This is a genomic window from Streptococcus oralis (assembly GCF_024399415.1).
GTDB lineage: Bacteria > Bacillota > Bacilli > Lactobacillales > Streptococcaceae > Streptococcus > Streptococcus oralis_CS.
Window position 1 is genome coordinate 1,365,770 of the sequence record NZ_CP029257.1, and the last position, 13,311, is coordinate 1,379,080.

At 40.0% G+C, this 13,311-nt stretch carries 15 protein-coding genes; all 15 read right to left on the minus strand.

The genetic code is table 11. From position 1 onward, the window contains the following. Positions 1 to 1,096, minus strand: a protein-coding gene (gene prfB / locus DG474_RS06675) for a peptide chain release factor 2 (protein ID WP_096753628.1) whose coding sequence is annotated in 2 segments (ribosomal slippage) — positions 1 to 1,023 and positions 1,025 to 1,096 — 1,095 coding nt in all. Because the reading frame shifts where the segments join, the coding sequence is not laid out codon by codon here. Positions 1,097 to 1,206: 110 nt separating this feature from the next. Next, the gene (locus tag DG474_RS06680) at positions 1,207 to 1,863 is read right to left on the minus strand and encodes a CBS domain-containing protein (protein ID WP_255777739.1); all 657 of its coding nucleotides are present in this window, start codon (positions 1,861 to 1,863) and stop codon (positions 1,207 to 1,209) included. A gap of 152 nt (positions 1,864 to 2,015) precedes the next feature. Further along, positions 2,016 to 3,443, minus strand: a complete 1,428-nt coding sequence (locus DG474_RS06685) for a cytosine permease (RefSeq protein WP_084943775.1) — start codon at positions 3,441 to 3,443, stop codon at positions 2,016 to 2,018. A 1-nt stretch (position 3,444) separates the two neighbouring features. Further along, positions 3,445 to 3,630 carry a hypothetical protein gene (locus DG474_RS06690; protein ID WP_000859102.1) on the minus strand — a complete coding sequence of 62 codons (186 nt, stop codon included), beginning with the start codon at positions 3,628 to 3,630 and terminating at the stop codon, positions 3,445 to 3,447. 1 nt (position 3,631) lies between these two features. Next, positions 3,632 to 5,410 carry a phosphotransferase gene (locus DG474_RS06695; protein WP_255777743.1) on the minus strand — a complete coding sequence of 593 codons (1,779 nt, stop codon included), beginning with the start codon at positions 5,408 to 5,410 and terminating at the stop codon, positions 3,632 to 3,634. A gap of 243 nt (positions 5,411 to 5,653) precedes the next feature. Then, complete coding sequence (locus DG474_RS06700) at positions 5,654 to 6,364, minus strand: ABC transporter ATP-binding protein (RefSeq protein WP_000062207.1); 711 nt, start codon at positions 6,362 to 6,364, stop codon at positions 5,654 to 5,656. After that, positions 6,364 to 7,128 (minus strand): ABC transporter ATP-binding protein, encoded by a 765-nt coding sequence (locus DG474_RS06705; protein WP_042902524.1) that lies wholly within the window; start codon positions 7,126 to 7,128, stop codon positions 6,364 to 6,366. The genes DG474_RS06700 and DG474_RS06705 overlap by 1 nt, the downstream gene beginning before the upstream one ends. Beyond that, positions 7,128 to 8,084, minus strand: coding sequence for a branched-chain amino acid ABC transporter permease (locus DG474_RS06710; protein ID WP_125398113.1), 957 nt, complete (start codon positions 8,082 to 8,084; stop codon positions 7,128 to 7,130). The genes DG474_RS06705 and DG474_RS06710 overlap by 1 nt, the downstream gene beginning before the upstream one ends. 3 nt (positions 8,085 to 8,087) lie before the next feature. Then, complete coding sequence (locus tag DG474_RS06715; protein WP_000941413.1) at positions 8,088 to 8,957, minus strand: branched-chain amino acid ABC transporter permease; 870 nt, start codon at positions 8,955 to 8,957, stop codon at positions 8,088 to 8,090. 119 nt (positions 8,958 to 9,076) lie between these two features. Further along, on the minus strand, positions 9,077 to 10,237 hold the full coding sequence (locus DG474_RS06720) for an ABC transporter substrate-binding protein (RefSeq protein ID WP_255777747.1): 1,161 nt from the start codon (positions 10,235 to 10,237) through the stop codon (positions 9,077 to 9,079). 88 nt (positions 10,238 to 10,325) lie between these two features. Continuing rightward, positions 10,326 to 10,595: a YlbG family protein gene (locus DG474_RS06725; protein WP_042902526.1), complete on the minus strand. Its 270-nt coding sequence runs from the start codon at positions 10,593 to 10,595 to the stop codon at positions 10,326 to 10,328. Between the two features lie 78 nt (positions 10,596 to 10,673). Next, positions 10,674 to 11,264, minus strand: a complete 591-nt coding sequence (gene clpP / locus DG474_RS06730; RefSeq protein WP_000613467.1) for an ATP-dependent Clp protease proteolytic subunit ClpP — start codon at positions 11,262 to 11,264, stop codon at positions 10,674 to 10,676. A 178-nt stretch (positions 11,265 to 11,442) separates the two neighbouring features. Continuing rightward, positions 11,443 to 12,072 (minus strand): uracil phosphoribosyltransferase, encoded by a 630-nt coding sequence (gene upp, locus DG474_RS06735; RefSeq protein ID WP_000515974.1) that lies wholly within the window; start codon positions 12,070 to 12,072, stop codon positions 11,443 to 11,445. 88 nt (positions 12,073 to 12,160) lie between these two features. Then, a complete protein-coding gene (locus DG474_RS06740; RefSeq protein WP_000136994.1) occupies positions 12,161 to 12,628 on the minus strand; it encodes a deoxycytidylate deaminase in 468 nt (155 codons plus the stop codon). Between the two features lie 18 nt (positions 12,629 to 12,646). Beyond that, positions 12,647 to 13,204 carry a TetR/AcrR family transcriptional regulator gene (locus tag DG474_RS06745; RefSeq protein WP_000003897.1) on the minus strand — a complete coding sequence of 186 codons (558 nt, stop codon included), beginning with the start codon at positions 13,202 to 13,204 and terminating at the stop codon, positions 12,647 to 12,649. Between the last annotated feature and the right edge of the window lie 107 nt (positions 13,205 to 13,311).

The following is a 13,311-nucleotide window of genomic DNA, read 5'->3' on the forward strand; positions in this document are numbered from 1 at the left end:
TTAGCTGATTCGCCACTTGAGGTAGGCATCGATAAAACCATCAAGGTCTCCATCCATCACCTTATCTACCTGAGCAACTTCAAAGCTTGTACGGTGATCTTTTACCATAGTATAAGGCGTGAAAACATATGAACGGATTTGACTTCCCCATGTGATTTCTTTTTTCTCACCTTTAAGGGAATCGACTTCCGCAGCTTTCTTTTCTTGCTCCATTTGATAGAGCTTAGCCTGCAACATCTTCATGGCACGATCTCTATTTCCATACTGGGTACGATCGACCGTTGATTGGACGACAGTTCCCGTAGGAATGTGTGTCAAACGCACACCTGTTGACACCTTATTGACGTTTTGTCCTCCAGCACCACCTGAACGGAAGGTATCCATTTTGATATCATCTTCACGAATCTCCACTTCGATGGTATCATCCAACTCAGGCATAACCTCTACGGATGTAAATGATGTATGGCGACGTTTGGCAGAATCAAATGGCGAAATACGGACCAAACGGTGAACACCCATTTCCGACTTGAGGAGACCATAAGCATTGGGTCCTTCAAAAGACAAGGTCACAGACTTGATACCTGCTTCATCCCCAGCCTGGTAGTCCAAGACTTCTACTTTAAAGCCTTTGGCATTTCCATAACGAGTATACATACGAAGCAACATATCCCCCCAGTCCTGAGCCTCAGTACCACCAGATCCTGGATGGATTTCCAAGATTGCATTATTATGGTCATAAGGTTCTGACAAGAGAAGGGTCATCTCGTAGCTGGTCATCATCTTATCCAGTTCTGTCAACTGTTCAACAAGTTCATCATGGACTGACTCGTCTTCTGCTAAAAAGTCCAATAAAATCTCAACTTCATCCTGCAACTCTTCCATTTTACGGAAGGTGTTGTAGGTGTTTTTTAATTCATTTAATTCTTGCGACGTTTTTTGGGCCGCGATATTATCGTTCCAAAAATCAGGTTCTGTCATCTTGTTTTCCAAAATGGCAATCTCTTCCTCTAAGCCTTCGAGGTCAAAGAGACCCCCTAAAAGAAGCTAATTTTTCACGATTTGCGTCAATTTTTTGACGAATTTCTGAAATGTCCATAGATACTCCTTTTCATATCGTTTTATTATACCATAATCTCTTATTTCTTTCCATATTTTGCTTTTCACCGCTTTTGATAGCAGAAGAAAAGAGGCTCTAAAGCCTCTTGTTTAAAGGACTTTGGCAGAGGTATGAGTAATCTCCTCCACTTGAATTCCTTCTTTTTCAAACTTATCCTTTAACGAAATCAAATCGATTTTTCCATCAATTTGAACTTCGATGACGACCTTGCCATCCTTACGTGGAATGTTAACAGTATGGGAAATATTTAAATCCTCTTCTACAATTAAAGCTACAATTTTTCCCAGTACTCCGACTTCATTTTCTGTAATGAAACGAACACGAATCCCCTCTTCTCCGTACCCAGCGATTTCCAAGAAAGCCTGAAAAACATCGCGGTCTGTAATGACGCCGTAGACCTGATGATTGTCTACGACTGGTAATATCCCAATTTTATTTTTCAGCATCAGGTAGGTCGCATCTTCTAAACTAGCATAGCCAGAAACCGTCACGACATCTCGAATCATTACATCTTTTACTTTGGTTTTATTCAGAAGATAATTCATCTCATAGATAGAGAGACTGGTCGCTTTAGATGGGCTGGCTTCCGCAATGGTTCCTTCTGTTACCAATCCGACTAATTGATCGTTTTCGATAACAGGTAAACGGTGCAAACCTTGCTCGCGCATCAAATCTGCTGCGTGTGCTACAGTCGTATCTGGACTGATATAAACTACCTTACGGGTCATGAAATCTTTAACTACCATGAGACTTCTCCTTCAATATTGCTACTTTTATTATACACTTTCTTAGAAAATCTATCAAACGCTTTCATCTCTTTTTCAAGATTTTGAATAATCTGAGAAGTTTGCATAAAATGCCAGTATAAATTAAAAGGGAACCGAAGTCCCCTCTCTTCTTAAATCGTAATAGTGTCTCGATCTTTTATCATATAACGTTTCAATGGGCTAAGACTAGCTAGCCAGTATAGTAGACCACCGAATAGCGCAGTAAAACCACTACCCGTTGTGATTAAAAAGATTGGACTTTGAATTTGTGCAGTTACAGGGTTGTAAACAAATAGTACCGCTACCAATAAGGAGATAAATACGCAAGACAAGCCAACTAAGTTAAATCCTTTAGTAAATTCGTAGGCGTCATGCCCTTCAAGGAAATAGGCTGAACGCAAGTCGAGTTTTCGTTTTCTTAAGATAAAATAATCGACAACAATCATACCAATAATTGGCCCCTGAATATAGGCGGCTAGGGAGATGAAGGATCCGAAATACTCTTCTACTCCTCCCCAGATAGTGAGTAGACTCACGTAAACCATGGCAATCCAAACCATTAGTTTATAGCTTACTTTGGGCATCCCACTTTTGACAATCATACAGTTCACGTATGATCCTGTCCCCTGGGTTCCAATATTGGCAAAGGCTACTAGTAGTAGACTTAAGAGGGCAAAGGCCGGGGTGCTTAGAGTTGATAGCATGGTTGTTGGATCACTTTCATAAACACCTGTTTTGACAAACATGGCTAGAGCCATGACTCCACCTGTCGCAACGAAGAATGGAGCCACAACTCCGTATGATAAGGCTGTAGCCCAATAACCACTGCGTTCTGATTTTGCTAAACGCGGTAACACCAATGCCTGTGTAGACCAAGAAAAGGCAAAGGCAACATTTCCTTCTCCAGAGAGCATGAAGCGTTCTAATGGCGTCAAATCTCCTTGAGTGGCTGGTTGGATATTCATAATATCCGTTATAGGAACGGCGACAAAGCAGATTCCAACGATAATCAGACCGACAATCAATAAGGCGATAACCAAAAAGCGATTGGTCCATTTAATCACTTCCGGGCCTCCAAGAGCAATGAGAGTCCCAAGAAGAACACAGAGGGTACCAAGAATAGGCGCCCATATTCCCTTGTCCAAACCAAGACCAAAATTATTTGCCAAATGGATCATGGAACTGGCAAAAAGATTGGCCGCAACAGCATACCATCCAAAGTTAGCCAAGCTAATAATGGTTGATAACAGGGCTACACCTCTTTTTCCTAGAACAGCTCTCAACCAAATCCACAAATCAATTCCATACTTAACCGCAAACAAAATAGGGAGACATTCAATAAAAACCCAGATAATGTTAAAGCTAAAAATATTTATCAACATTTGATTAAAGGTCAAATATTGAGCTACATAAGCCCCTTGGGTATAACACCAAGTAGCAATGGCAAAACCACTTGTCGATAGAAAGAGATCCCAGAAAGAATACTGACGATCCTTATTGGTCATGGGAACAATTCCGGTTATGGTTTCTTGTTGGATATAGTCATTCATTTTAGACATGTTATTGAATTCCTCCCGTCATTGCTAAGATAATCAAAATAAGGTTGATTAGGACTATGGAGATGATTAAAATGAAATCACTTTTTAGGAAGGGTTGAACAAACTCGTAGTTTGGCGACTCCATTTCTTCCAATCTTCTCTTTGTTTCAGTTGCTACTAATTCTTCAATTTCAGATGTCGTTTTCATCTTAGTTTTCCTCCAAATACAAATCAAGAGCTAGTTGTCCATATTGTTTGGTATAGCGATACCAGATGTAGAGAAATTCACCAACTGGTTTTCCGACACTCTCCTGGAACAAAGCCCATAAGAACCAATAATATGAGGTTACTGCTACATAAGCCAAATAGTGACGTTTGGTTTTCTTATCTGGTACTTCTTGCAAATACAATTCCAGTACTTTTTCAGCATCCTCTACGGTATAATTGGAACACGCGATAAAGGTGCCCAAATCTCCTGCTGGCTCTCCCATTCCAGAATATTCCCAATCAATCAAGCTCATTTCGCCTGCTTCATTCAACAAGAAATTAGGACTATAGGAATCTCCATGACAAAGGACAACCTGTTTGAGATCATTCTGTAAATAACTTTTGAGAAGTGAAACAGTTTCATCCAATTCCTCGAGGCCATCAAATTCAAATCGATTTCTAGCCTTCAATTTTTCTCTAAAATCATCGATTCCTTCAAATTGGTCAAAGGAATGTTCCGTTTTTTCTCCAGATTGGTGTAACCGTCTCAAGAGGTCCATTGCTTGTGCCACATCATCCCAATTATCATAATCCAGTTGCTTAGCATTGGGAATAAATTCTGAAATTTTCCAGCCCTCATCCTTGTTCATGGCTACGAAGGTACGGTCAATCTTTAATTTTGCAGCAATTTCCATAGAAGCTGCTTCACTAGCTCGGTCGATATAATTTTCCGTTCCCCTGCCCGGATGACGGTAAACATATCTTTTTCCTAGACAGTCAAATGAAAATGATGTGTTGGTTAACCCATCTTTTAGAGGTTTGATATTGACAATATCTGAAGCCACACACTTTAATGTCTTACAGATATTATCGATAATAGCTGAGTCTGCATTTACCAAATAACGTTCATCAAATTGACGGAGTTCATCTAGTGAATCAAATTCTTTAACAATATCCGCTGAATAGTGACGAGCTTCTAAAAGGAGTTCCTTGACATGCCGACTATAATAATCCTCCCAAAGCTGTTCCCGATAAGGTTCGTGCTTAAACTCGGTTTCTAAAATTTCCTTGAATTTCTCGCTAAATGCACGGTCAAAATAAACGTGCCCCACCATGGCCCAAGTATTTTCTCCACCAATTTGGATATCAATGATGGTGTGATTCGAATCCTCTATAGCACAATATTCGTCCGTTTGACCTTCTGCAAATATCGTCGAGTAGTAACCTCTATAAATATATTGCTCAAAAGGATTTTCCACAAAATAATTATCTGATGAACAAATATACGTGTTGGAAAGTTGATCTTTAACCAACATAAGAGACGAACAGTTATTGTATTTGTAGTAATCATTATTCACTACAATTTTTACACCAAACTTCTCTGCAAGATAGAACATTTTTTCTTGAAGATAGCCTACAATAACGGTTATATCTTCTATTCCTGCTTCTTGCAGCTGTCTGATTTCCCTCTCTATCAAGCGTTCCCCCTTGACTTGAAGTAATCCTTTGGGAATCTCATAAGACAAAGGAGCAAAACGACTACTCATGCCAGCAGCCATTATAATGGCATTTTTTACTCGATAGGGTTCTAAAACTTTCTGGCCTAGTTCAGTTAAGTGAAGTTCCTCATCAACCCACTTCTCTTCTTTCAGTTTTTTCAATAATGTGTTAACTGTCCCTAAAGATAGGTCTAACTCTTCAGCTAACTGTCTCTGAGTAAAGGTCTTTTCTTTATGTATCAACATAAAACGCAAAAGTTTAAATTGTTTTTCTGTTAGCATTCTTAGTCCTCCTGTTCAATTTTTTCTTACTCATATTATAATATGAACAAAAAGGACTGTCAATTCAAATAGGGAAACAATGAGTAAAAATTAAGGCCTTCTTCCCTTTCCTCAAAAACATATAAATAAAAGAGCTCCTTATTCTGGAGCCCTGAAATATTTTATATTTTTGATAAGTAGTCGTATTAGGTGTCGCTTGGCTGCAATCCTTATCCGCCGACTAAAAAGGTCTCCCAGACCTTTTTAGCCACCTAGATATGCTTTTCTGACTTCATCTGATGCTGCGAGTTCTTTTCCTGTTCCTGATAGGACAATCTTTCCTGTTTCAAGTACATAACCACGGTCAGAAATAGCAAGGGCCTTGTTAGCGTTCTGTTCAATTAGGAGAACCGTTGTTCCTTGCTTCTGAATATCTTGAATGATATCAAAAATTTCTTGGATAAAGATTGGGGCAAGTCCCATTGACGGCTCATCCAAGAGAAGGAGCTTAGGTGTAGACATGAGAGCGCGTCCCATAGCCAGCATCTGCTGTTCACCACCTGAAAGAGTTGCCGCATCTTGGTTTTTGCGTTCTTCCAGACGAGGGAAACGTGAAAAGACTTTTTTCAAGTTGGCTTGATTTTCTTCACGATTTTTCTTTAAAAAGGCTCCCATTTCCAAGTTTTCCATAACAGTCAAGCCTGGGAAAACATGGCGTCCCTCAGGAACTTGTGAAAGGCCACCTGCCACGATTTTTTGAGCTGGCAACTTTTGAATTTCTTTTCCTAAAAACTGAATTTTACCAGCACTTGGACGAACCAAACCTGAAAGGGTACGAAGAATGGTTGTTTTACCAGCACCATTGGCACCGATAAGAGAAACAACTTCACCTTCATTAACCTCGAAACTTACATCACGAACTGCTTGGATCATACCGTAATGCACAGAGAGGTTTTCAACTTTTAACATAGACATTAGGCTTCACCTCCTAGATAAGCTTCAATAACGCGTTTGTTGTTCTTGATCTCATCCGGAGTCCCATGAGCAATCAACCGACCATATTCAAGAACATAGATACGCTCAGTGACTTCCATAACCAAATTCATATCATGTTCGATAAGCATGATGGTAATTTTAAATTCATCTTTGATACGACGGATCAATTCTGTCAATTCAGCTGTTTCTTGTGGATTCATACCAGCTGCAGGTTCATCCAAAAAGAGAATTTTGGGTTCAGTTGCCAGAGCACGAACGATTTCTAATCGACGTTGTTGACCATAGGCCAGATTCTTGGCAAGAGTATTTGCGTCACCATCCAAATCAAAAATCTTCAGCAAGTCCAAAGCTTTGCTTTTTAATTCTTCCTCATTCTTATAAAAAGCTGGTAGGCGTAGGAAGCTCGCAAGGACATGTTGTTTATGATGATTGCTAAATGCAATCAAAACATTTTCCAAAACTGTCAAGTCCTTGAACAAACGAATATTTTGGAAAGTACGACTGAGACCAAGTGAGGCAATCTTATAGGGAGTTTTCCCATTTAGGAGGTGACCATCTAGTGTCACAGTACCTTCGCTCGGTTCATAAACACCGGTCAAGAGATTGAAAAGGGTCGTTTTACCAGCCCCGTTTGGTCCAATCAGACCAACCAATTCTCCCTCATTCAATTCAAGAGTGACATCTCCAACAGCTGTTAGACCGCCAAAATGTTTGGTTAACTGTTTAACTTCAAGTAGTGCCATTAGTTTTGTCCCTCCTTCTTCGATTTTTTAAAGAAACGTGATAGACTTAATTCCCATGTCCCAAGAAGTCCACCTGGTCTGAAAATCATGACCAATACAAGAGCCAAAGCGTAGATAATCATACGTACGCTTGCTACATCCTGAAGGAGCATATTTAAAATTCCTAAAACAATCGCTGAAACGATGGTACCAGTAATGGATCCAAGTCCACCAAATACAACGATAATCAACACGTTGATGGAATTAATAAAGGTGTAATCTTTTGGGACAACAGATCCGATAAAACCAGCCTGAAGTGAACCAGCAATACTTGCTGTAATGGCTCCAAAGACAAAAGCGATAATCTTGATCTTTGTGGTGTTTACCCCAACAGACTCTGCAGCAATCTCATCCTCACGAACAGATAGAGTAGAGCGTCCAATTGGACTACGTAAGAAATTGAGAGTTGCAATAGTTGTAATCACTACAAAAAGATAAACCATTTGCCAGTTGGTAAAGTTTGGAATACCCAAGATACCAGCAGCACCGTTGGTCAAACTGCCACCATTAATGATAAAGATACGAATGATTTCTGAAACACCTAGTGTCGCAACAGCCAGGTAGTCACCCTTTAAACGAAGCGTTGGAATCCCAACGAGCAAAGCGACTGCACCAGAAATCAAGGCACCCAAGACCATTGCTCCAAAGAAGGCACCATAGGTTGGTGATTTTGAACCAATAATCGCTGCTGCATAAGCCCCAATCGCCATAAAACCTGCATGACCAAGTGAGAATTGTCCTGAAAAACCAACGATTAAGTTCAAACCTACTGCAAGGATGATATTAATCCCAATTTGTTCTAAAATTTGGACATGGAATAGATTGAGAACACCAGCAGAAACCAGTACAGTAATCAATCCATAACCCGCTAACAGAAGGAATAACCAGAGAGTATTTACTTTAAGATTTGTCTTCATTGTTTACACCTTCTCTTTCACATTCTTACCAAGGATACCTGCAGGTCGAACAATCAGAATCAAAAGCAAGATTCCATACACGATAGCATCACGGAAATCAGACATACCAAAGGCAGTAGCAAATGTTTCCAACAAGCCAATCACAAATCCTCCTAGAGCTGCACCAGGAATAATCCCGATACCACCGAGTACGGCCGCAACGAATGATTTTAGACCTGGAGTCACACCCATCAAAGGTTCAAGAGAGTTGTAGTAAAGGGCAATGAGGACTCCTGCTGCACCAGCAAGGGCTGAACCCAAAGCAAAGGTAAAGCTGATTGTACGATTTACATTAATTCCCATCAATTGAGCTGCGTCACTATCAACTGATACCGCACGCATGGCTTTCCCCATTTTTGTTTTTTGGACGATCAATTGCAATAAAACCATCAAGAGTACAGAAACTGCTAAAATCATCAATTGAACATTTGTCAAGCTAATTGGTCCCAAGTCAAAGCGAACTGTTTCAATTGCTTGAGGGAAGGCACGAGTATTGGCGCCTACTAGATAAACCATTCCGTATTCCAGTAGGAAAGACACTCCGATGGCAGTAATCAATACAGCAATACGTGTAGAGTGTCGTAAAGGACGGTAGGCAAGAAACTCAATCACAACACCAAGTAGTGCGGTCCCTGCCATTGAAATAATTAAAGCTAAAAAGAAATCCATTTGGAAAGAATTAATCAAAAAGTAACCAATAAAGGCACCCATCATGTATATATCGCCATGGGCGAAGTTGATGAGTTTGATAATTCCATAAACCATGGTATAACCCAGAGCCAAAAGTGCATAAACACTACCCAGAATTAGACCATTCACAAGTTGTTGGAGCATAGCATTCACTCTTTTCTATCGTTATTTTTTAGAAAATTTCATTATTTTCACAAGTTCATAAACACCGAAACAGGGAGTGAGTCAAAGGCTCATTCCCCATTTCAATTACTATTCTAATGTTATGGTTTTACAACTTCTGCTTCTTCAACTTTACCATTGTTCATGGTCATCATGTAAGCAGTTTTCACTGTATTGTGGTCAGCATCAAAGCTTGTTTGACCAGTGACACCATCAAAATCTTTGGTTTTAGCAAGGTTGTCCTTGATCTCACCTGAGTTTTTAGCACCTTTTGCAGCATTTGCTACTAAGTAAACTGAGTCATAGGCCAAAGCTGAGAATGTTGAAGGCTCTTCGTTGTATTTAGCACGGTATGCTTCAAGGAAAGCTTTAGCTTTTGCAGAAACATCAACAGTAGTTGAGAATCCAGAGATGAAGTAAATGTTTGATGCTCTTTCAGCAGTTGCTTGTTGAACAAATTCTTCACCGTTAAATCCATCACCACCAATGATTGGTTTATCAATTCCCATACCACGAGCTTGGTTTACAATTTTACCAGCTTCTGTGTAGTAACCTGGAACTACGATAGCGTCAAACTCTTTCCCTTTCATTTTAGTAAGGGCTGCTTGGAAGTCAGTATCACCTGCTACAAACGTTTCATCTGCTACAATCTCACCCTTGTAGGCTTCGCGGAATGATTTAGCAATACCTTTTGCATAGTCACTAGCGTTGTCAGTATAAAGAACAACCTTCTTAGCATTCAATTTGTTTGTTACATAGTTAGAAATAATCTTCCCTTGGAAGCTATCTTGAAATGTTCCGATAAATAGGTAATCTTGACCTTTAGTCAAACCGTCTTGAGTAGCACTTGGTGAAATCAATGGCACTCCAGCTTTAGTAGCGTTAGCTACAGCTGCAGCAGTTGCACCAGATGTCGCAGGTCCTACAATAGCTGCTACTTTTGATTGGGTAACAAGGTTTGTTGTAACAGAAGCTGATTCAGCAGTTTCAGACTTGTTGTCTTTGTCTACAACTTCGATTTGTTTTCCATCAATTCCACCTGCAGCGTTGATTTCGTCTACAGCAAGTTGGGCACCTTTTTGTTCAGCTGTACCGTAAGCTGCCACAGCACCTGTCTCTTCAAAGTTAAAACCGATTTTAATTGTTTTTTCGTCTACTGGATTTCCAGTTGTGTTTGACGCTCCTGACTTGACCTCTCCACATGCAGCAAGAAGAGCCACACTAGCAAGAGCCACAAAAGATAGGGCAAATTTTTTCTTCATTTTTAATCTCCTTATAGTTGTTTCAAAAATTGTATGTTAAGAATATACCGAATTATCAGAAAATTGTCAATGTATTTGTTTAACTTTTTTAAATGATAACGTTTTCTTCGGTTCGATAGAGATTCCCAACGAAGGGAGTTTCTAGCTCTTGAATATGGCAACGTCTAATTTTCTTGATATATCTTTCCTTACCTAATCTCTCAACTAAGTCATCTAACTCCTCAGTTGGAACATAGAGCTGCAAGTAACGATGTTTTTTGGAATGGTAACAGATATCACCGTATTCCTGAAGTTTTTTTGCATCTCGATTATAGTAGAGATAGATGATTAATCCTGATCGATTTGTTTTTTCAAACATGAGGAATCCTCTTTCTAAGAAATCTTCTCCTATTATATCAAAAAAAGCAAACTCCGTCGAGTTTGCTTTCTAGGTTGCTTAGCTTAACGAATTATTGGCCATGATTTCATCAATAAAGCCATATTCAAGTGTTTCTTGGGCACTCATCCAGTAATCACGTTCCGCATCTGCATGAATTTGCTCGACTGATTTACCAGAGTTATCTGCAAGGATTTGCTCCAAAGTCTTACGAGTTTTGAGCAAGTGCTCTGCAGCGATTGCCATATCGGTTTGTTGGGTACCACCACCTGTTCCACCCATTGGTTGGTGAATCATGTACTCTGCATTTGGAAGCATGAAACGTTTGCCTTTTGCACCACTTGATGCGATGACAGTACCCATAGATGCAGCCATCCCCATAACGATAGTTTGGACATCTGCCTTGATAAAGTTCATGGTATCAACGATTGCCAAACCAGCTGAAACAGAGCCCCCAGGTGTATTGACATAAAGGTAAATATCTTTTGTGCTGTCTTGGGCATCCAAGAAAAGTAATTGGGCGATAACGGAGTTGGCCATGTTGTCTTCAACTGGACCTGTTAGCATGATGATGCGGTCTTTCAGAAGACGAGAGTAAATATCATAGGAACGTTCTCCACGGCTTGTTTGTTCAATAACTACAGGAATCATTCATTTCTCCTTTTATGTTTTATGTTGAATTTTCTTAGTCTTACGACTCAATACAGAATTATTATATCTTTTTGGTCAAAAAAGGTCAAATTTTTGCTCTATTCTCTAAACAGAAACAAAAACTCAACCTCCTTTCAAGTCAAAAACGAACTTCTAATTTCAGTATTTACTTGCTATCTTATTTGGTACCGAACAAGCGGTCTCCAGCATCTCCAAGACCTGGAACGATATAACCGTGTTCGTTCAAGCGTTCATCCAAGGCTGCTGTAAAAATTTCTACATCTGGGTGAGCTTCTTGAAGAGCTTTCACTCCTTCTGGAGCAGATACTAGGCAGACAAACTTGATATTTGATGCGCCACGTTTTTTAAGGGAGTCAACAGCCAAGATAGCTGAACCACCCGTTGCCAACATTGGATCCACTACAAAGATTTGACGTTGGTCAATATCCTCAGGCAATTTCACCAAGTATTCAACTGGTTGAAGGGTTTCTTCATCACGGTACATACCGATATGACCAACTTTGGCTGCTGGAACCAAGCTCAAGAGGCCATCTACCATCCCGATACCTGCGCGCAAGATTGGGACAATCGCCAATTTTTTCCCAGCCAATTGTTTTTGAACGGTCTTTGTGATAGGTGTTTCGATTTCCACATCTTCAAGTGGAAGATCACGAAGTACTTCATATCCCATCAACATTGCAATCTCATCAACTAGCTCACGAAAAGCTTTTGTAGAAGTATCTGTACGTCGCAAGATTGACAATTTGTGTTGAATGAGTGGATGATTAATGACTTCAATTTTTCCCATTTTCTGAGTTCCTTCTTTCAATTTATTCTTCTTATTATATCAAAAAACGGTTTAAAAAGCTTTCTAAACCATTTATTTTTATTAATTTTTAAATCAAATCTGCCTCTTGAAGAGCTGTCTGAACAGTCTCTAATGGTAAATGGGTTAACTCGGTGCCTTTTTCTTGATAAAGGTACTGGGCATAGTCATCCATTCGGTACTGGTTGATATAAACCACGCGCTTGCAACCAACTTGTAGCAGTTGTTTGGTGCAGTTCAGACACGGGAAATGGGTCACATAGGCTGTAAATCCTCTGGGAACCCCTCGTTCGGCTCCTTGCAAGATAGCATTAACCTCGGCGTGGAGGGTTCGAACACAGTGACCTTCAATGACCAGACATTCGTGGTCAATACAGTGCTCCGTTCCTGATACGGAACCATTGTAGCCTGTTGAAATGACCTTATTGTCCTTGACTAGGACAGCTCCCACCTTGGCACGTTTACAGGTCGAACGATTGGCAATCAGTAAAGCCTGGGCTGCAAAGTACTCATCCCAAGCCAGTCTTTTTTCTGTCATAAGTCTTCTCCTTTTCCTCTATTTTTTGAAAAATGGCAAGCGTAAATCTGCAATCTTTTCAGCCGGAACCTTCATGCCATCTTTGATCCATTTGAGCAGAACCGATACGATGGCAGAACTCCAAAAGGAATGAAGGTAGCTGCTAACGCCTTTTGACTTTCCGTGGTATTTTTCTAGAAATTCCTGCATGGCTTGGACAAAAATCTTTTCCAAATGGTAGTCCAGAGCAAGTTGGATAACTTTGGCTTCTTTCTTGGCTGCGCGGAAAAGGTGTACCCAGACTAGATAAAGGTCTGTTTTAACATCGTAGTGGCTCAACTGTTCCATAATGTTATGGACACTGCGTTTAAAGACGCTTTCCAAAATCTCTTCTTTGGAGTCATAGTTACGATAGAAGGCGGCACGAGAGACGCCCGCCCGTTTGACCAGCTCCGAAATGCTGATCTTAGCCAAGTCTTTTTTCTCTAGAAGTTGCAAAAGAGCCGTCTCGATTGCTTCTCTGGTTAAAAAATTGGATTCTTGATTTGATTTTCTGAGATTTTCAAGAGATTTTTCAGATATTTTACGTTCAGACATAACAATTTCTTTCTACTTGTGACAACAGAGAGGTGGTACTTTTGTTTCAAGGGCTTTCATGATATAATTGTAAAAAAAGACAGAACCTTTGTCAATGTATAAGTGAC

What these genes read in the sequence shown, in the direction of transcription:
- DG474_RS06720 (WP_255777747.1), bottom strand. Translation starts at nt 10,237, where the DNA reads ATGAAGAAAAAATTTGCCCTATCTTTTGTGGCTCTTGCTAGTGTGGCT.
- DG474_RS06715 (WP_000941413.1), bottom strand. Translation starts at nt 8,957, where the DNA reads ATGCTCCAACAACTTGTGAATGGTCTAATTCTGGGTAGTGTTTATGCA.
- DG474_RS06690 (WP_000859102.1), bottom strand. Translation starts at nt 3,630, where the DNA reads ATGAAAACGACATCTGAAATTGAAGAATTAGTAGCAACTGAAACAAAG.
- upp (WP_000515974.1), bottom strand. Translation starts at nt 12,072, where the DNA reads ATGGGAAAAATTGAAGTCATTAATCATCCACTCATTCAACACAAATTG.
- DG474_RS06705 (WP_042902524.1), bottom strand. Translation starts at nt 7,128, where the DNA reads ATGGCACTACTTGAAGTTAAACAGTTAACCAAACATTTTGGCGGTCTA.
- DG474_RS06740 (WP_000136994.1), bottom strand. Translation starts at nt 12,628, where the DNA reads ATGACAGAAAAAAGACTGGCTTGGGATGAGTACTTTGCAGCCCAGGCT.
- DG474_RS06710 (WP_125398113.1), bottom strand. Translation starts at nt 8,084, where the DNA reads ATGAAGACAAATCTTAAAGTAAATACTCTCTGGTTATTCCTTCTGTTA.
- DG474_RS06680 (WP_255777739.1), bottom strand. Translation starts at nt 1,863, where the DNA reads ATGGTAGTTAAAGATTTCATGACCCGTAAGGTAGTTTATATCAGTCCA.
- DG474_RS06700 (WP_000062207.1), bottom strand. Translation starts at nt 6,364, where the DNA reads ATGTCTATGTTAAAAGTTGAAAACCTCTCTGTGCATTACGGTATGATC.
- DG474_RS06725 (WP_042902526.1), bottom strand. Translation starts at nt 10,595, where the DNA reads ATGTTTGAAAAAACAAATCGATCAGGATTAATCATCTATCTCTACTAT.
- clpP (WP_000613467.1), bottom strand. Translation starts at nt 11,264, where the DNA reads ATGATTCCTGTAGTTATTGAACAAACAAGCCGTGGAGAACGTTCCTAT.
- DG474_RS06685 (WP_084943775.1), bottom strand. Translation starts at nt 3,443, where the DNA reads ATGTCTAAAATGAATGACTATATCCAACAAGAAACCATAACCGGAATT.
- DG474_RS06695 (WP_255777743.1), bottom strand. Translation starts at nt 5,410, where the DNA reads ATGCTAACAGAAAAACAATTTAAACTTTTGCGTTTTATGTTGATACAT.
- DG474_RS06745 (WP_000003897.1), bottom strand. Translation starts at nt 13,204, where the DNA reads ATGTCTGAACGTAAAATATCTGAAAAATCTCTTGAAAATCTCAGAAAA.